At 33.0% G+C, this 19,163-nt stretch carries 16 protein-coding genes, 2 tRNA genes and 1 pseudogene; 11 read left to right on the top strand and 8 right to left on the bottom strand.

Annotated features, from left to right (window positions below; genetic code table 11):
• Positions 1–46: 46 nt before the first annotated feature.
• Together ACZ451_RS11485 and ACZ451_RS11480 are read left to right on the top strand one after the other, a co-directional pair.
• Positions 47–742 (top strand): hypothetical protein, encoded by a 696-nt coding sequence (locus tag ACZ451_RS11485; RefSeq protein WP_464212525.1) that lies wholly within the window; start codon positions 47–49, stop codon positions 740–742.
• A gap of 21 nt (positions 743–763) precedes the next feature.
• Positions 764–1,453, top strand: coding sequence for a hypothetical protein (locus tag ACZ451_RS11480; RefSeq protein WP_464212523.1), 690 nt, complete (start codon positions 764–766; stop codon positions 1,451–1,453).
• Between the two features lie 70 nt (positions 1,454–1,523).
• Here the strand turns inward: ACZ451_RS11480 and rpsT are convergent, their stop codons facing one another.
• The 4 genes from rpsT to proS all read right to left on the bottom strand — a co-directional run bounded on the left by rpsT (position 1,524) and on the right by proS (position 3,572).
• Entirely contained in the window at positions 1,524–1,775 is a 252-nt protein-coding gene (gene rpsT / locus ACZ451_RS11475; protein ID WP_464212521.1) for a 30S ribosomal protein S20, read from the bottom strand.
• 50 nt (positions 1,776–1,825) lie between these two features.
• A tRNA-Glu gene (locus tag ACZ451_RS11470) sits at positions 1,826–1,897 on the bottom strand.
• A gap of 46 nt (positions 1,898–1,943) precedes the next feature.
• Positions 1,944–2,015, bottom strand: a tRNA-Glu gene (locus ACZ451_RS11465).
• 81 nt (positions 2,016–2,096) lie between these two features.
• Positions 2,097–3,572 (bottom strand): proline--tRNA ligase, encoded by a 1,476-nt coding sequence (gene proS, locus ACZ451_RS11460; RefSeq protein WP_464212519.1) that lies wholly within the window; start codon positions 3,570–3,572, stop codon positions 2,097–2,099.
• A 96-nt stretch (positions 3,573–3,668) separates the two neighbouring features.
• Here proS and ACZ451_RS11455 point away from each other — a divergent pair, with 96 nt between their 5' ends.
• Both ACZ451_RS11455 and ACZ451_RS11450 read left to right on the top strand, forming a co-directional pair.
• The gene (locus ACZ451_RS11455; protein WP_464212517.1) at positions 3,669–4,937 is read left to right on the top strand and encodes a hypothetical protein; all 1,269 of its coding nucleotides are present in this window, start codon (positions 3,669–3,671) and stop codon (positions 4,935–4,937) included.
• 35 nt (positions 4,938–4,972) lie between these two features.
• The gene (locus ACZ451_RS11450) at positions 4,973–6,469 is read left to right on the top strand and encodes an OmpP1/FadL family transporter (protein WP_464212515.1); all 1,497 of its coding nucleotides are present in this window, start codon (positions 4,973–4,975) and stop codon (positions 6,467–6,469) included.
• Positions 6,470–6,512: 43 nt separating this feature from the next.
• Here the strand turns inward: ACZ451_RS11450 and ACZ451_RS11445 are convergent, their stop codons facing one another.
• Together ACZ451_RS11445 and ACZ451_RS11440 are read right to left on the bottom strand one after the other, a co-directional pair.
• Entirely contained in the window at positions 6,513–7,970 is a 1,458-nt protein-coding gene (locus tag ACZ451_RS11445) for a T9SS type B sorting domain-containing protein (RefSeq protein ID WP_464212513.1), read from the bottom strand.
• Between the two features lie 108 nt (positions 7,971–8,078).
• A complete protein-coding gene (locus ACZ451_RS11440) occupies positions 8,079–9,869 on the bottom strand; it encodes a T9SS type B sorting domain-containing protein (RefSeq protein WP_464212511.1) in 1,791 nt (596 codons plus the stop codon).
• Positions 9,870–10,065: 196 nt separating this feature from the next.
• Here ACZ451_RS11440 and ACZ451_RS11435 point away from each other — a divergent pair.
• From ACZ451_RS11435 to ACZ451_RS11405, 7 genes and pseudogenes are all read left to right on the top strand, one after another.
• Positions 10,066–10,170: pseudogene (locus tag ACZ451_RS11435) on the top strand (GTP cyclohydrolase I FolE); the annotation flags it as partial.
• 20 nt (positions 10,171–10,190) lie between these two features.
• On the top strand, positions 10,191–11,675 hold the full coding sequence (gene cysS / locus ACZ451_RS11430; protein ID WP_464212509.1) for a cysteine--tRNA ligase: 1,485 nt from the start codon (positions 10,191–10,193) through the stop codon (positions 11,673–11,675).
• A gap of 49 nt (positions 11,676–11,724) precedes the next feature.
• A complete protein-coding gene (gene yidD / locus ACZ451_RS11425; RefSeq protein ID WP_464212507.1) occupies positions 11,725–11,946 on the top strand; it encodes a membrane protein insertion efficiency factor YidD in 222 nt (73 codons plus the stop codon).
• Positions 11,947–12,051: 105 nt separating this feature from the next.
• Positions 12,052–13,014: a prolipoprotein diacylglyceryl transferase gene (gene lgt, locus ACZ451_RS11420; RefSeq protein WP_464212505.1), complete on the top strand. Its 963-nt coding sequence runs from the start codon at positions 12,052–12,054 to the stop codon at positions 13,012–13,014.
• Between the two features lie 13 nt (positions 13,015–13,027).
• Positions 13,028–13,516: a DUF192 domain-containing protein gene (locus ACZ451_RS11415; RefSeq protein ID WP_464212503.1), complete on the top strand. Its 489-nt coding sequence runs from the start codon at positions 13,028–13,030 to the stop codon at positions 13,514–13,516.
• A gap of 1 nt (position 13,517) precedes the next feature.
• Complete coding sequence (locus ACZ451_RS11410) at positions 13,518–14,036, top strand: GNAT family N-acetyltransferase (RefSeq protein ID WP_464212501.1); 519 nt, start codon at positions 13,518–13,520, stop codon at positions 14,034–14,036.
• A gap of 19 nt (positions 14,037–14,055) precedes the next feature.
• The gene (locus ACZ451_RS11405; protein ID WP_464212499.1) at positions 14,056–15,306 is read left to right on the top strand and encodes an ATP-binding cassette domain-containing protein; all 1,251 of its coding nucleotides are present in this window, start codon (positions 14,056–14,058) and stop codon (positions 15,304–15,306) included.
• Between the two features lie 49 nt (positions 15,307–15,355).
• Here ACZ451_RS11405 and secDF read toward each other — a convergent pair whose 3' ends face one another.
• Together secDF and ACZ451_RS11395 are read right to left on the bottom strand one after the other, a co-directional pair.
• The gene (secDF, locus tag ACZ451_RS11400) at positions 15,356–18,346 is read right to left on the bottom strand and encodes a protein translocase subunit SecDF (RefSeq protein ID WP_464212497.1); all 2,991 of its coding nucleotides are present in this window, start codon (positions 18,344–18,346) and stop codon (positions 15,356–15,358) included.
• Positions 18,347–18,520: 174 nt separating this feature from the next.
• Complete coding sequence (locus ACZ451_RS11395) at positions 18,521–19,141, bottom strand: hypothetical protein (protein ID WP_464212495.1); 621 nt, start codon at positions 19,139–19,141, stop codon at positions 18,521–18,523.
• Positions 19,142–19,163: the final 22 nt, after the last annotated feature.

Here is a 19,163-nt window from a genome sequence, read left to right as displayed (position 1 = left end):
CCATTCTAGTTTTATAAATTATCAACAACCCTAAAAAAACAAAACCATGAAAAACTTCGCACAAAAAGTATTCTTCATTTGTTTAACAAGCATCTTAGTAACGAGCTGTAATACTGGAGAAAAAAAAGGAGGAAAAGAAGAAAAAGAAGAAAAGCCCATAATGGTAGAGGCACCAAAACAAATTATTCCTATTGAAAACGCAAAACAAATGTTTGATAATTACTCTAAAAGAAGAGTCAGCCTTATAGAAGATTTTGAAAACTCTTTAATTAAGGATGGTGACCCAAAATTTGAAGCATCTCGGTTTGGAGATTATGACTTAGAAACCATTAAACAATATATAGCCTATGTAGAACAGGAAGCCAAAGAGGCCAATGTAGAGATTTCTACTTTGCGTTTTTATTTTTCTAATTACCCAAATAAAAAAGAGTTTCCTAATAAAAAGAAGGTGAAACATCCAAAGCAAAATTCTTTTTTTATTACCCCTACATTAAAAAAAGGGAAAGATAATTTTGGTTTTTATATAAGTGTAGATGCTAAAGGCAACAAAACAGCTAAACTTATTAAAAATAAATATGATGATGCTCAATCATCTCCTAATCAACAGATTAAATCTGAAGCCTCTTTATTGCCCTCCCTTAATTTATTTAAACCAAAACCAGTATTTCAAAGCGAAGAAAGCCTAATATTGAATGAAGGTAATATGGGACCACCACCATACACTATAGATTTTGGAAATTAAAAAATTTCAAAAACAAATACAATGAATGTATTTGACGACTCACTAAGAAATGCAATACTAATTGTCTATTTTCTGACAGTTAGTATTGCATTATTTAGATATTCAAAATACTTTGATACTGTATTAAAACTATATCCTGTATTATTAATGTATACTTTTTTAAACGAATTATTAGGGTATATAATTTTACAATTAGAATATAAAAATCTTTTTCTAACAGGTTTTTATTCAAATTTTAACCATATCATTTACAATGTATATAATATTATATTTTTTTTGTATTTGTATTATATATATTGGACATTAAGTAAAAAAAGTAATCAAAAAAAAATAATCCGATATGGAGCATCTTTTTTTTTAGTAGTGGCTTTAATTAATCCTTTCTTTCAAAACCCCTTTATTACACAACAGATAGGAACATATCTTATAGGCACTATTATATTGCTCACAAGTATACTCTTTTCATATAAAAATGACCTAGTGAAATTAAAAACTATTGGTTTTAAAAACGATTTTATGTTTTGGTTCAATACAGGTTTACTCATTTTTTATATAGGATATTTTCCCATAAAAATATGGTATAACTTTATTACTAGAGACGAGATGTGGCTCTTTTACATCTTAAAAAGAGTTCAACTCATATTAATCATTTTAATGTACACCTCTATTATTATTGGGTTTATACGGATGAAAAGAAAACTTAAAATATAATTTAAAAAACAAAAAAACGCTCATTTTATAAAAAAATGAGCGTTTTAGTATATAGTAGAAGTAGTACTACTTAAAGTGCTGCTACTTGTTTTGCTAATTTACTTTTTAAGTTAGCCGCTTTGTTAGCGTGTATAATATTGCGTTTTGCTAACTTATCAATCATACTAACAACAGTAGGAAATAGAGTTTCAGCAGCTTTCTTATCTTGTTCTCCACGTAATTTTCTTAAAGCATTACGCATAGTTTTGTGCTGATACTTATTACGTAAACGCACTGCTTCATTTCTTCTAATTCTCTTTAATGCTGACTTGTGATTTGCCATTTTTAATTTTTGTTTTTAATGAGGAGTTTCCTCCAAAATTCTTTTTTTTGTAGTCCGTAGGGGAATCGAACCCCTGTTACCAGGATGAAAACCTGGCGTCCTAACCCCTAGACGAACGGACCATTGTTAGCTTAGAGTTACAGATTAATAATTAATCTTAAAACTTTGTAGTCCGTAGGGGAATCGAACCCCTGTTACCAGGATGAAAACCTGGCGTCCTAACCCCTAGACGAACGGACCATATTGTTTGCACAATTTGCGGATGCAAAAATACAATTATTTTTTACTATTACAACAGTTACATATTATTTTTTACAACTTTTAATATGCCTTGGCAAATAAAACTCTTTTAGAAGATGGTTTCCCTGTTAAAACACATACTCCTTCTTCTTCTGGAGCATCAATAGGAATACAACGTATGGTTGCTTTTGTAAGCCCTTTAATACGCTCTTCTGTTGCTGCTGTTCCATCCCAATGTGCAGAAATAAAGCCTCCTTTAGAATTTAAAACCTCTTTAAATTCATCAAAATTACGCACTTCAGTAATATGCTCTTTTCTATAATCTAATGCCTTTTTGTAAATAGTTGCTTGAATATCTTCTAATAGAAATTCAATTTTAGCAATAATTGCATCAGCAGCTATCGTTTCCTTTTCCAATGTATCACGCCTAGCCACTTCATAGGTGCCATTAGCCAAATCTCTTTTCCCAATAGCCAATCTAATAGGCACCCCTTTTAATTCGTACTCCGCAAACTTAAATCCAGGTTTGTGTGTATCTCTATGATCAAATTTCACAGAAATACCTTTAGCTTTTAATTCTTTCACTAAAGGTGTTACTTTTTCAGAAATAAGATCTAACTCTTCTAAACCTCTGTATATTGGTACAATAACAACTTGTATTGGAGCTAGTTTTGGAGGTAATACCAAACCATTATCATCACTATGCGTCATTATTAAAGCACCCATTAATCGGGTAGAAACACCCCAAGAAGTTGCCCAAACATGCTCTTGTTTTCCTTCCTTAGTAGCAAATTTTACATCAAAAGCTTTAGCAAAGTTTTGCCCTAAAAAATGAGAAGTTCCAGCTTGCAAAGCTTTACCATCTTGCATTAAGGCTTCTATACAATAGGTTTCTATAGCACCAGCAAAACGCTCTGTTTCTGTTTTTAATCCTTTAATAACAGGCACGGCCATGTAAGTTTCAACAAAATCGGCATACACATTCATCATTTGTTCAGCTTCAGCTATAGCTTCATTTTCTGTAGCATGTGCGGTATGCCCTTCTTGCCATAAAAACTCTGCTGTTCTTAAAAATAAGCGAGTTCGCATTTCCCAGCGTACAACATTTGCCCATTGGTTAACTAATATGGGTAAATCTCTATAAGATTGAATCCATTTTCTGTAGGTATCCCAAATTATAGTTTCTGATGTAGGCCTAACAATTAACTCTTCTTCTAACTTGGCATCTGGATCTACAATAATACCACTACCATCTTCAGCATTTTTTAATCTATAGTGGGTAACAACAGCACATTCTTTAGCAAAGCCTTCTACATGACTTGCTTCCTTACTCAAATAAGATTTAGGGATAAATAATGGAAAATAAGCATTCTCATGTCCTGTTTCTTTAAACATTCTATCTAATTCTGCTTGCATTTTTTCCCAAATTGCATATCCATATGGTTTTATCACCATACAACCTCTAACCCCAGAATTCTCAGCTAAATCTGCTTTTACAACAAGTTCATTATACCATTTAGAATAATCTTCACTTCTTTTCGTTATATTTTTACTCATTATCTGTAGTTTGGCACAAAACTTGTGACCTTAATATTAATGTAAATAGTTGGGCAAAACTAACTATTTTTACAATGTTCAACAATTAAATTTAAAATGATGATACATTCTCTACCCCGCAAAAATATCAGAACAGTATTATTTTTTACTGTTACAATTTTATTAATGGTTTCATGTGGTTCTTACCAACAATCTTCGTATTACGATAATGATGGTATTTATTCCAATGGAACACAACAAGCAGCTGTACAAAAACAAGAGCCTAAAGTTGGCAATAAATATGGCGATTATTTTGGCAATAAAGCTGATGAATTGGACAATGTATTAGAGAATGAAATTTTCACTGATGTAGATAGTTATTACAGCCAACCAAATGACTCTACCGCTATAAATTATCAAACAGACTATGTAAATGACAATAATGACTATAATGGTTATGGTGGATGGGGAGACAACCCATCTAATGTAACCGTAAATTATATTGAAACTGGCTGGAACAATTGGGGTGGTTTTGGCTTTGGTAATTTTGGCTACGGTGGTTTTGGTTATGGCGGTTTCGGATACGGAGGTTTTTACGACCCTTGGTATGGCGGCTTTGGTTTTGGAAGACCATTTGGTTTTAGAAACAGATTTGGTTTTGGATTCGGTGGCTTTGGCTATGGTGGTTTCGGATATGGAGGTTTTTACAATCCTTGGTATGGTGGCTACGGTTACGGATTTAGAGGGAATCGTTTCTTTAACAATAGAAGAAATTATGCTTATAATTCAGGGAGAAGAGGCTTTTATGGTAGAAACAATAACTTTAGAGGTGTAAATTCTAGATCAACAGCTAGCTATAGATCTAATAGAAATGTTGGCAGAAGAAATGCAGGCACTACATCTAGATACAGAAATAATAATAGCAGTTACAGATCCTATAGATCTGGAAGGTCTGGAGTGAGCAGAAGCAATAGCCAAGCAGGTATTGCACGAAATAGAGCTTATAGAAGTAGTTCTAGTACTAGAACCGCTCCTAACAGGTATAGCAGCTCTAGAAATAGCAATTCTGGCTACAGATCTGGAACATCTAATGGGACATACAGAAGTGGCCGTTCAACAAGCAGTAGATCTTCTTCTAGATCTTATACGCCAAGAAGCAGCTCCTCATCAAGGTCGTACACACCTAGAAGTTCAAGTAGCAGCAGATCATCAAGCGGTTCTTATAGAGGCTCTGGAAGTAGTAGAAGTTCTAGTAGTGGTTCGTACAGAAGTTCTGGAAGTAGTAGAAGCTCTGGAGGCTCATACAGAAGTTCAGGTCGTAGCAGCAGCAGTAGAAGTTCTGGTGGCTCACGTTCTTCAAGTAGAAGTGGCGGAAGAAGAAATTAAAATCAATTTACAGTTTTATTTTAAATAGAAAAAAAATGAAAAAATCTCTTGTTTTCATCATGTCATTGGTATGTAGCATTGTGAGTGCTCAAAGTATAAATGATGTATTGAGATACAATACAGAAAATACGCAGGGTACAGCACGTTACCAAGCGTTAAGTGGTGCTTTTGGAGCATTAGGAGGCGATCTATCTTCAATAAATAGTAATCCTGCGGGTTCCGCTGTTTTTAACAATAGTCAATTTGCCATTTCTGCAACAAATTATACTTTAGAAAACGATACTAACATTCCTTCTAGACGTAATGATTTAGAATTTAACCAACTTGGCGGTGTTTTTGTTTTTAAAAGCACTGATCCTGATGCAGATTGGAAAAAGTTTAGCTTAGGATTTAATTATGATAAAGCACAAAATTTTACAGAAGCCATAAATGCTTCTAGCACTACCACAACTGGTATTGATCAATATTTCTTAAGTTTTGCGCAAGGTGTTCCTTTAGGAGATATTTTATTAGGAGATGGCGAATTTATAGAAGATGCCTATTTGGATATTGGTAGTAATCTTGGTTTTGGAGCTCAACAAGCATTTTTAGGGCTTTTTGGTGGTGCAATAGATGCTACTGATCCTAATGACAATGCTAATACTGTATATGTACCAACGGGAGAATATACTAATGTGAGGCAAGAGTACTCAAGACGATCTTTTGGCTACAATAATAAGTATACTTTTAATATTGCTTCTCAATTTCAAGAAAATATTTATTTAGGGGCCTCTATTAATATACATTCCATTTTTTCTGAAACCGTAACAGAATTAACAGAAACTGGTTTTAATCAGGACTCAAATGTTCAATTTATAGAATTTGATAATTTACTAATAACAAGAGGTAATGCTTTTTCGTATAATTTAGGAGCCATTGCAAAACTCAACAAAAGTGTACGAATTGGTGCTAGTTACCAATCTCCAACATGGTATCGTTTAGAAGACGAATTATCACAACGAATCAACTCTACCATAGCAGACAATAATATTGAATTTATAAACTTTAATCTGGTAAATTTATTTCCTAGATATACCATAAAAACACCTGCTAAACTTACAGGAAGTTTAGCGCTTATTTTTGGTAAGCAAGGTTTGTTAAGTTTTGATTATGGTTACCAAGACATGACCCAAGCTGAACTAAGACCAACGGGGGACTTTACAGCTGTAAATACAGCTATATCAGATCAATTACAAGCGGTATCTACATTTAGAGTTGGTGGGGAGTATAAAATAGACAGGCTTAGCTTAAGAGCTGGGTATAGATTTGAACAAACACCTTATGCGAGTACAACAGATGCACAAATTCTTGGCGATTTAGATGGCTATTCTGGTGGACTAGGGTATAATTTTGGTGGTTCTAAACTAGATCTAGCGGTAAGTACTTATTCTAGATTTGTTAGTGAAGAATTTTTAAATACCGCAGATGCTGCTAGAACTAATGGTCTTAGAAATAATACCAACGTTACTTTAACCTATACGATAAACTTTTAATTGCTCGAAAAATAAAAAAGTTTATCTAAAACGTTTATAGTATTTAACGTTTCAATGTAAAATGTGTTTCAGTAAGTTTAGCCACAGTAACACCACTTTCTATGGCATCATATTCAAATCGAAACCAATAATCACTAGCTGGCATTCGATTCCCAATATAGGTGCCATCCCACTCATCGTTTTCACCTAGTTGCTTTAACAGTTTCCCATATCGATCAAAAATAAAAACTCTTGGGTTTACTATATCATTATTGCCTTCAATACCTTTTATATTCCATGTATCATTAACAAGATCGCCATTAGGCGTAAAAAACTTAGGAAAACCTATGACTAAACGCTCTTCAGTTGTTTCTCCACAACCATTAGTATCTCTTATAGTAAATAGGTTATTACCTGGCGGTACATCATTAAAAACAGGACTTTCTTGAAACTCACCTCCGTTTATAGCATATTTATAATCGCTAGTCCCATCTACAACAACTTCTACATTATTTCTATCTGGATTTAATGAAAGGTTAGAATTTAAAAGTACTACATCTTCTAATACTGGTGCTGCATGGATACTGACCAGAATACCACCTATATCTTCTACAGGCGAAGGTCCTGTAGATGTTGTAATGCTAACAAAATACCGTCCTGAATAAACAACTTCTGTTGGAATAATTAATTCTGCGCCAAATGGACCAGACCCCATTAAAGTTCCTGATCTTCCATCTAAATATTCTACAGTCCAAACCACATTTGTAATGTCTGTACCAGCGGGTGACCGAAAAGCATTTAGTATAATTTCGGGAGCACCTACACAAGCATCAATATCTAAACCTAAAAATTCATCTCTAAGGGTGCAATCTAAGGCTGTAGTATTATCCATGTCTACAGCGCTTCCTGTAAATGTTAAATCAAAGAAACGAGGCATATTATCAGAGTTTGTACTAAAATCATTAATAAGGATATAATATAGTTCACCTTCAGTAACCTCTAACCATTCATCATAACTATTCAAATTCTGAGGTAAACTTGGCGCACCTTCTTGTCCATTTCCAGGATTTACACCTACACCTGTATAATTATCTACATTAATTTCGAAATTACAACGAATGGGTGCTGCTGTTCCACTACTAATATCTGCACAATCTACATCAGGACCAAAAACAGCAAAATCAAATTCGGCAGAAGATGGCATTGTAACTCTTGGATCATTATCTTCTGGCTGTATTGTTTTTATATCAAAACCTAATCGTCCTGATCTTTCTACTCTAAAAACAAACCACGAGGTATTATTTTCTATTCCAATATCGGGATTAAAACTTCCCCTTTCTATACATCCAACTTGTGTAATTACATCGGGATCAAAATCTTCAACATCTCCCCTTCCATTTGCGGAACCTCCGTAAGTTACATCAGCACAAACGGGTATTGCCGACCTACAATCTGGAGAATTGTTTTGGGCATTTAGCGTTAAAAAAAAGAAGAATAATAAGCAACTAATTGTAATTTTCATTAAAAAGCGCATATAAAGTCTAGTTATTTTAACTTTATATACGCAACTTTAGTATCACTTAGTCGTATTTACATGCATTTAATCGATGAAATGCATAATTTGTATACCTTATCGCTTAAGTGTAAAATGACTTGAGTTACCTTTAGACACCACTCGTTCTCCATTTTCATTTAAATACGAAAGTTGAAACCAATAATCTGATGCAGGCATCGGCACACCATTATAATAACCATCCCATCTGGTATTTATTTGTGTTAATTGGTGTAGTAGCTTTCCATATCGGTCAAAAATATTGATTTGAGGGCTATCTAAGTTTAGCATTCCTATTACTTCCCAGTCATCATTTACACCATCACCATTAGGGGTAAAAAATGGCAAAAAACCCATAACAGTAACATTACTTTCATCAAAACCACATTCATTTTCCACTCTTAAGATATAACTTCCTGGTGCAACATTCTCAAATACATTACTATCTTGGAATATGCCATCATTCCCTAATCTATACCTATAATTCCCTTCTTCTCCCATGCGTACTGTTACTGTATTAGTAGTAGTTATGGTATTGGTCTCAGCAAAATCTTTTACCTCAACGTTCACAATTTGTGGAGTTGCAGAAGCAGAGACTCTAATTTCAAAAGGTGCTGTGGCTTGAGTACAGGTTTGTCCGTTAACATTGATTGTCAGAAAATATGAACCTGGTTGGGTCACTTGAATAGATGATGTGGTTTCCCCATTATTCCACTGATAGCTAAAATTTGGTTCTGGAGTTGGGTCTCCAATCATAACACTAGCATTATCGCATAAAAAAACTTCATCATCAAAATCTTGAGTAATTTCTTGAGGCACTACTATGCTAAAATCTTGAAAAGCATCATAGCAATTAGGATTACCAATAGCAGCAATACGCACAAAGATAGCTACGTCTGTACCAATTGGTGTTGGGTACATATTAGGTAATGGATTTCTAGCATTAACCGCATCCATCATAGTTGTATGGTAACTGATTAAAAAGTCATCCGGATTTTGAGTTCCTAAAACTTCAGTATTCTTAGAAGATAAATCAAAAAAAGCTTCTCCAGAACAAATGACTTCATCTATAACATTGGCAGCAGTTGGAGTAGTTGAAAAAACTACCTGAACATCACTTATTATTGGCATTGAGTTTCCAACCATAAATATTCTAACTCTATAGACTGCTGATTCTGTAACACTCAATACTGCATTACTTTCTCCTGCTATTGTAGTAAAACCATTTCCTGTATCCATAAACCATTCATAACTCAACGCATTTAAAACTGAAGATGCATCTAAGTTTACTGACCCTTCTGTATCGCAAACGGCTTTTGGGGCACCTAAAAGATCACTAATAATACCACAATCTAACGCTGTATTAGGATTATCTGTAAAAATTTGCCCAGAAAACTGAATGGAAAAGCCAGATCTTGTATCAGAAAAATTATTAATCAACAAATAATATTCTTCTCCAGGAGCTACCTGCAACCAGTCTTCATAATTCTGATTTTGCGTATTACCCGATGGGTCCTCTCCTACTCCAATAAATCTTATATTTTCTCTATCCTTTAGAAAGTTACACCGTACTGGGTCTCCTAAATTATTACAATCGTTTGTTTGGTATAAGGCAAAATCCCAATCTTCATTTCCATCTACCAAAATATTAAAACCTAATTGTCCTGAGGCACCTGTTCTAAATCGGTACCAAGCAGAACTAGATTCTATAAAACCTGTTTGTGTTCTTTCCAAACAACCAGATTCTTCAGCATTAACAAAATCATCCATACCAAAACCACTGGTGCCACCATTAATTGGTGTATTGGTACAAATAGGAATTGCCGTGCTACAGTCCGAAGATATTTGTGCTGCAACTTTATACTGCATAATTAAGAATGCTACACATAAATAGATTATTCTGTATTTCATTATAATAATTAGATAAGCTTTGGTACCTTAAAATTATAAACAACATTTTAGAGTTACCAATTTATGTTGTGTATGACTGTAAACATGATATTAAATAGCAGATTATGTATATCTTTGCAGCTACTAAGTAAGTATTTAAATGAATATTAGTAGTAACATAGAAAGTAGTACAGTTACCGCACAATATGGTGGTAAATTTAAAGAAGAGGCCACACGCCAAGAATTTTTGAATTTTATTAAATTAGATACTAAGTTTTAATAGTTTCTCATCTCCAAAGAATGCAATTATATAAAAATCAGAACTTAAGAGTTTATAATTCCTTATCAGGTAAAAAAGAAGTTTTTAAACCTATAAATGAGAGTCATGTAGGCATGTATGTTTGTGGCCCTACAGTTTATAGTAATGTACATTTAGGCAACTGCCGTACATTTATGTCTTTTGATATGATTTTCAGGTACTTAAAGCATTTAGGATACAAAGTACGGTATGTACGGAATATAACAGATGCGGGCCATTTAGAAAATGATGCAGAGGATGGAGAAGATAAGATTGCAAAAAAAGCACGTATAGAACTTATAGAACCTATGGAAGTTGTGCAGCGCTATACAGTAGATTTCCATACTATACTACAAAAATTTAATTTTTTACCACCAAGTATAGAACCTACAGCTACTGGGCATATTATTGAGCAGATAGAAATCATAAAAGATATTTTAGCTAAAGGCTATGCCTATGAAATAAATGGTTCTGTATATTTTGATGTACAGAAATTTAATGAAACAAATGAATATGGAAAGTTAAGTGGTAGAAAGCTAGAAGATATGATAGCAAATACCAGAGAACTTGCTGCACAAGATGAAAAGAAAAACCCACAGGATTTTGCGCTTTGGAAAAAAGCAGAACCAAAACATATTATGCGCTGGCCTTCCCCATGGGGAGATGGTTTTCCGGGTTGGCATTTAGAATGTACCGCCATGAGTACTAAATATCTTGGTGAAGCTTTTGATATACATGGTGGTGGAATGGACCTTAAATTTCCGCACCACGAATGCGAAATTGCTCAAGCGGAAGCCACTAACGGGAAATCACCTGTTAAATATTGGTTACACGCTAATATGCTTACGATGAATGGTAAAAAAATGGCAAAATCTACTGGAAATAATATTTTACCAAATGAAATATTTTCTGGAGAAAATACTATTTTAAGCAAAGCATTCTCGCCATCTGTTGTACGCTTTTTTATGATGCAAGCACATTACACTAGTATTTTAGATTTAAGTAATGATGCCTTACTTGCTTCTGAAAAAGGCTTTCATAAATTAATGGACGCCATAAAACATATAGATGCTATTGAAACATCTAATAGTTCTAGTTTTGATGTAACTACATGGAAACAGAAATGCTATGACGCTATGAACGACGATTTTAATTCTCCAATTCTTATCGCTAGCCTTTTTGAAGCTGTAAAACATATTAACCTCATAAAAGACAATAAAGAAACCGTTACAGAAGCTGATAAAATAGTTTTAAAAGAAACCTTAAATGCTTTTGTTTTTGATGTATTAGGCCTAGAAAATAAAACCGTAGCAGCCACTGGTGATTCAGACAAGCTCTCTGATGTAGTAAAGCTTTTAATACAGTTACGTAAAAATGCACGTGATAATAAAGATTTTGCTACTTCGGATGAAATAAGAGATCAATTGTTAGCTTTAGGCATACAGCTTAAAGATGGCAAAGATGGCACTACTTTTAGTGTATTATAACAATACTTTTTACCGTCTTGAAGATAACACTGAAATAAATTCAGCGTAAATGAAAAAAATACTTATAGCGCCATTCATTTTTCTAGTACGAATATATCAGCGTGTTATTTCTCCATTAACACCTCCAAGTTGCAGGTACTCTCCAACTTGTTCACAATATACCTTAGAAGCCCTAAAAAAACATGGGCTTTTTAAAGGCGGGTGGTTGGCTATAAAACGGATTTTTAGCTGTCACCCTTGGGGTGGTAAAGGCTATGACCCTGTACCCTAAATTTGTACTTTATTAACCATAGTGTTATTCTTCTCATAATTATTTATAGCGTGAAACTATTAAACAAATAAACTTTTTTATCTTAGCTTACTTAAAATAGAATACATGCACTTTTTAAGTTTTATATGGAATCCTGATGGCACATTATTTAAAATAGGATTTTTACAAATTAAATATTACAACCTTTTATGGATTGTGGCCTTTGCTTTTGGTTGGTTTATTATGAAAAAGATTTTCTTAAAAGAAAAGAAAACCGTAGAGCAACTAGATTCCCTTTTTATTCATTGTGTAGTTTCTATCATGCTAGGAGCTCGTTTAGGGCATGTCTTTTTTTATGATTGGGCGCATTACAAAAATAATCTTATCGAAATATTATTACCAATAAGAAAGCTTCCCAAAGGCTCTGAAGAAGCTTTATTTGGTTTCATAAAAGGTTATGAATTTACTGGTTTTACTGGCTTGGCAAGTCATGGTGCTACCATAGGAGCTATTATTGGGATCTATTTATTTGCCAGAAAACAGAAATTAAATTTTTTATGGGTAATAGACAGAGCTGTAGTTGCATCTGCAATTGGTACTTTCTGTGTGCGTTTAGGAAACTTTTTTAATTCAGAAATTGTTGGTACTACAGTAGATAAGTCTTTTATTTTTGCAACTCAATTTATCCGTAATTCTGATGATTTATCTGCTAGCGAGGCAAAGCGGCTTACTGGCACAAAAACGGCTAGTAAAGCATATGAACTTATTGAAACAAGTGAAAAATTTGCAGATCGGTTAGCTGAAATCCCCTATAGACATCCAGCGCAATTATATGAAGGAATCTGTTATGTTTTTATGTTTTTAATACTGTATTTCTTATACTGGAAAACTGATAAAAGTGAAAAACCAGGCTTTTTATTTGGAACTTTTTTAGTCTTACTATGGACCATCCGATTTTTTATAGAATATGTAAAAGAACGTCAGAACGATCTTGATCAAAGCATGGAGCTTTTAGCTATAGGACAATGGTTAAGTATCCCTTTTATTTTAATAGGACTTTATTTAATGTTCCGACCTGTAAAAAAATAGTTTACGTTTTAAAATGATTCATAAAACACTTTATTGCATTTGTATCCTATGTATCATTTTTGGTATTTCCTGTAAAGAAAAACAGAATTCAACCGTACAAACCGCTCCAATACACTTTAAAAAAGAAGGGGAATTACAGCTTTATAGCGCAACAAAAGATAGTTTAATCACTACTTTTAATATTGAGATTGCTGATACCGATTACGAAACACAAACTGGTTTAATGTACCGGAAAAGCATGAAGAAAAACAATGGAATGTTCTTTATTTTTCCAGACGAATCAGTACATTCTTTTTACATGAAAAATACAGAAATCCCTTTAGATATTATCTATATTGATAAAAATTTAAAAATAGCAAGCTTTCAAAAAAATGCTATTCCTATGGACGAAAGCAGTTTACCTTCTAAAGTTCCTGTACAATATGTACTAGAAATCAATGCAGGTTTAGCAGAACAACTATCACTAGAAGTGGGAGATCGTATTGTTTATAAAAGACTTTAAAATGAATTATCTTTTAGAAAATCAAGAAACTGAAAGATTATCATTTAGAAAATTACTGCCCTCAGATTTTGATGCTTGGTTAGCTTTTCATCAAGACCCTATCACCTCCAAATTTTGGAATGGGTTACCTCCAGATCCAATAAAAGCGTGTGAGCAAGATTTTGAGCGAACTTTTTATAGGTATCAGAATAATTTAGGTGGTAAACTAGCACTAATTTTAAAAAGCAGCAATACGCTTATTGGTTTAGCTGGTCTTTTAATCCAAGAAGTAAACAACAAAAAAGAACTAGAAATTGCATATTCCCTATTGCCTAGTTATTGGAAAAAAGGATATGCTACTGAAGCAGCTAAACAATGTAAAGTATTTGCTAAAACCGAGCAGTTAGCCAATTCTTTAATTTCTATCATCCACATGAACAATATCCCTTCTCAAAAAGTAGCTGTAGCTAATGGCATGTATTTAGATGAGGCTACTACGTACCATAATAATCCAGTTTATATTTATAGGGTTAAAATTTAAAATCATATTACTAATTATTATGGTAAAACCTATTAGAAAGCATTGGGCAATTTTTACTGATACAAATTCTGATATTGATTTTTTTACATGCCAGTTATTAAAAGGAGAATTTTCTGATGAATTTAAATCTCTAAAAAATAAGCGAGGAGTTTTATTTTCAAAAACAACAATAGATCTACTCATTAGAGAAGAAGAGATACACGATATTAAATTAGCAACAAAACATACAACACAGCGCTTAAAATCAATGTCTAGTGGTGAACAAAAGAAAGCTGTACTAAACTACATACTAACTAAAAAACCAAATTTTATCATTTTAGACAATCCTTTTGATCATTTAGACATCAGCTCTAGAGTACAATTAAAAACACAACTAGAAAAAATATCAAAAACAAAAACACTTATTCAATTGATCCATAGAAAAGAAGATCTATTAGTTTTTTGTTCAGAATTTATTTTTTTAAATCGTAAAAAGTTAGAAGTACATAATTCTATTAGCAGTATTTTTAAACAAAAAAAGAATTCTGTATTCCAAGGAAAAATACCTCCTCCACTAAAAAGTATTCCATATCATAATACTACTTTAATATGTTTAAAACTGGTTAATGTATATTATGATGATAAACCAATTTTAAAAGAAATTAATTGGGACATTAAACAAAGGGAATTTTGGCAGCTTATTGGACCAAATGGGAGTGGTAAAACCACATTACTATCTATGATTACAGGAGAAAATAGTAAAGGATACGGACAAGAACTTTATATTTTTGGAAAGAAAAAAGGAACGGGTGAGAGCATATGGGATATCAAAGAAAAAATCGGTTATTACTCCCCTTCAATAACTTATAATTTTAAAGGCAACCACACTGTAGCGCATATGCTAATTTCTGGTATAACAGATTCTATAGGCTTGTACCAGATACCAACTGAACTCCAAAAAAAATTAGCGCATAAATGGCTTGAAGTATTGGATATGCTATCGCTAAAAAATAAATTATTTAATGAATTAAGCATTGGAAAGCAACGTCTCATTATGGTTGCAAGAGCAATGGTGAAGCATCCTCTATTGTTAATTTTAGATGAACCTACAGAAAATCTGGACGACGCTTCTGCATTATTAGTTGTTACGCTCATAAACAAAATTGCCAAAGAAAGTAATACTGCTATTTTGTTTGTATCCCATAGAAAAGAAAAAAAACTAAACCCAGAATATATATACGAACTACAAAAAACTGAAACAGGTACAATTGGTCGTATGATACAAAACTAAAAAGAGCTGCAAATTGCAGCTCTTTTAGATCTATTAGCTTTTAAAAAAATTATTTCTTAACTGATACGCCTTCTTGTGTTTTTTTCTTTAAACTATCAAACATTATTGGTGTTGCAATAAATAAAGAAGAATATGTACCCACTACAATACCAATGATCATTGCAAACATAAATCCTTGAAGTGATTCGCCTCCAAAAGTAAATATGGCTAATAATACCACTAAAGTAGTTAAAGAGGTGTTTAAGGTTCTACTTAGAGTACTATTTAAAGCAGAATTAATATTCTCTCCTGCTTTCCAGCCTCTTTCCCTAACCACTTCACGAATACGGTCAAAGACCACCACGGTATCATTCAATGAATATCCAATTACGGTTAGTATTGCTGCAATAAACGCTTGATCTATCTCCATATTAAATGGCATTATTTTACCAAAAATAGAGAAGATTCCCAGTACTAATAAAACATCATGGAATACTGCCACTACAGCTCCTAGTGAGAACTGCCATCTACGGAAACGCAATAATATGTATAAGAATACAACTGCTAAGGAGCCTAATATCGCTAAAAATGCATTATTTTTTATATCATCCGCAATGGTTGGTCCTACCTTTTTAGACTGCATAATTCCAATGGTTTTTTCTTCCCCAGAATCTAGACCAAATTGCGCTTGTGTAATTCCATCTGGAAGGTATTTTTGTAATGCCGTGTATAATTTTCCTTGAATTTCGGTATCGACTTCAATTCCTTCTATATCAACTTTATAGGGCGTAGTAATTTTTAATTGATTAGCCCCACCAAATGTTTTTACATTTGTTCCACTTCCAAAAACAGCCTCATCGTTTAATACAGATGCAATTTCAGATGCATTCACATCATTCTCAAAACGCACCTGATACGAGCGTCCACCAATAAAATCTACACCTTGTTGCAAGCCTGGTCCAAAGAATAAAGAAAATAAGCCTATGCCTACTAATACAAACGAAAGTACATAAGCAATTTTACGTTTAGATAAGAAATTTACATTAATATTACGGAATAAGTTTTTGGTTGCACCGGTATAAAAATCTAATTTTCTGTCTTTTCCAGATAAGTACCACTCTATTAATAATCTGGTAATAAAGATTGCTGTAAATAATGAAGTAAGAATACCAATTATTAAGGTAGTTGCAAAACCTTTTATAGGACCTGAGCCAAAAATAAATAGAATAACTGCGGTAAGACCCGTAGTAATATTGGCATCTAAGATAGAAGATAATGCATTACTAAAACCATCCTCTATAGCCAAGGATTTTCCTTTTCCTTTAGCTATTTCTTCTTTGATACGTTCAAAAATAAGTACGTTTGCATCCACAGACATCCCTATTGTTAAAACAATACCTGCAATACCTGGTAAGGTTAATACAGCTTTTACACTTGTTAATACTCCAAATATTAAAAGAATATTGAATAATAAAGCAATATCAGCAAAAATACCAGCTCTACCATAATAAAATACCATCCATAGCAATACAATTGCCATGGCTATCATAAATGAATTTAAACCACTATCAATAGCTTCTTGTCCTAAAGAAGGTCCAACAATCTCTGATTCAATAATTTCTGCTGATGCTGGCAACTTACCTGCTCTTAATACGTTAGCAATATCTTTTGTTTCTGCAATTGTGAATGTACCTGTAATTTCGGTACCACCACCAGTAATACCCCCCACTACAGAACAACCTGGAGCAGTGTATACTTTATTATCTAAAACTACTGCTATACCAGTTCCGTTAACATTAGCATCACTAGTAAGTTTCTGCCATGATTTAGAACCCTTCGTATTCATACTCATGCTTATTGCTGGTCTATTACGCTGATCAAAAATATCTCTAGCACCACTAACCACATCTCCGCTCATCCTAGCTTTACCTTCTCTATTAGATTTTAAAGCATATAAACCTACTATAGTAACGCCTTCTGAGGGTCTTTCCCATGCAAATTTTGCGTATTGTAATTCTCTAGGTAACAAACGCTTAATCTCTGGCATTTCTAAATACTCACTTATCTTTTTAGTATTATTGATATCTGCTCTAATAAAAGCATAACTCCCTGGTGCAGGAGGAATCATTAATTCAAATAAAGGATTTACTTGTTTTGCAACATCTAAAGTATCTTCTACACTAGAAAGTAATGAATCTATTTCAGACTCTTCTTTCACTTCCTTTTCTGGAGTTTCAACCTCAACTAAGGTTTTTAATTTTTCATTAGCCGCTGCTAAAAACTGGCTTAATGCTGCATTTTCTGGCTTATACGTTTCCCAGAATTCTAATTCTGCTGTTGTAGATAGTAATTCTTTTATTCGTTTTACATCTTTAGCACCAGGTAATTCAACCAAGATACGACCAGAGGTACCTTCTCTTTGTATGTTAGGTTGTGTAACCCCTAAACCATCTATACGTTCTCTTAATACCTCAAAGGCAGAAACAATAGATTCATCTAACTTTTCTCTAATGACCCTTTTAGTAACCTCATCAGAGGTTTGGAAATTTATTTCGTCACTTAAGCCCTTATTTGCGAAAATTTCTGGTGATGCTAATTTGGTATCGCCAGAAATTTCATCAAAAGCTTCAAAAAACAGATTAATATAAGTATCATCATTATTTTTTGATGCTTCATCTGCTTTATCTAATGCATCATTAAAAATTTTATTGGTAGAATTATTTGCTAAGCCTTTTAATATATCTTTTACTGATATTTGTAGGGTAACATTTATACCACCCTTTAAATCCAGACCTTTATTAAGTGCTTTAGATTTAGCGGCATTATATGTAGTAAAACCAAAAGCAGTACTATCTCCAATAGATTGTAAATATTGTGCTGCTGATTCTTCTCTTAAATCTTTTAGTTGTTCTTTATTATCTTCTGTTTCAACAACATTTGTAATTGCTTGCGCAACTGCATCTTCTTCTATTTTATCTGTTATGTAAGTATATGATAACTGATAAATACTTACTAGTCCAAACAAAAAAGCGAAAAGCTTTATAAGTCCTTTATTTTGCATTTTATTCGTTTTTAAATTAAAGTATATCATTCAGTATCCATTAGGATATGAATTTCTTTACTAAATAATGTATGTATATGTGTAATATTAATCTCCGTAATGTCTTAGCATATTAATGCTAAGCATGTTTATTTTTAGCATGCTGTATTAACTTTTTATAAAAAAGTGAATGACTTAGCTAAAGGCAAAGGGGCCTGCCCTTACCTCTGGTATTTGATGTGAAGTATGATCTATTGCTATTGCAATAGCCCTATTTATTTTGTATGCAACTGTTGTAAAATTATCTTCTTTGCTGCTAACGCTATCAAAAAAGAATTGTAGTACAGGTGGGTTAGAAAACCTTTTGTAATCATCATTTAACTCAAAAGCAAATTTTCCATTTAAGCTTAATGCGTTATCAGATTGTTCTTTAAGATCATAAACTGCTAAACTGTAATTTTCAGGAGCTTCATCTTGAGGAATTTCATCAAGAGGTTTCGTTTTTAATGGTTCAGATCCTATTGATAGTCCTTCTTGGGTAAGCAATTCTTTAACACTAAGAGCATCTATATTACTGTAATAACGGATACTTAATGCTGCACGATCTTCATCTATTATTTCGATGTTGTCTATGCCTAATACTTGTAATTTTTCTGTGATTTTTGCTATGATATCATCATGAGCAGTAGAAGAAGTGTTTGCTACATCAGTAAATTCTAATAGAATCTGCTGATTAGCAAGCTTAGTTTGCTCTGTATTTAACCCTATTAAGGTTAAAATAATGATTAAAGTACTGATGTACCATTTTGCATTCATGCCGCAAATATAAAAATAAAGA

It is taken from the genome of Allocellulophaga tsushimaensis, assembly GCF_055383085.1.
Note: the sequence above shows the minus strand (reverse complement) of the source record. Positions and strands in the feature narration are given on the sequence as shown.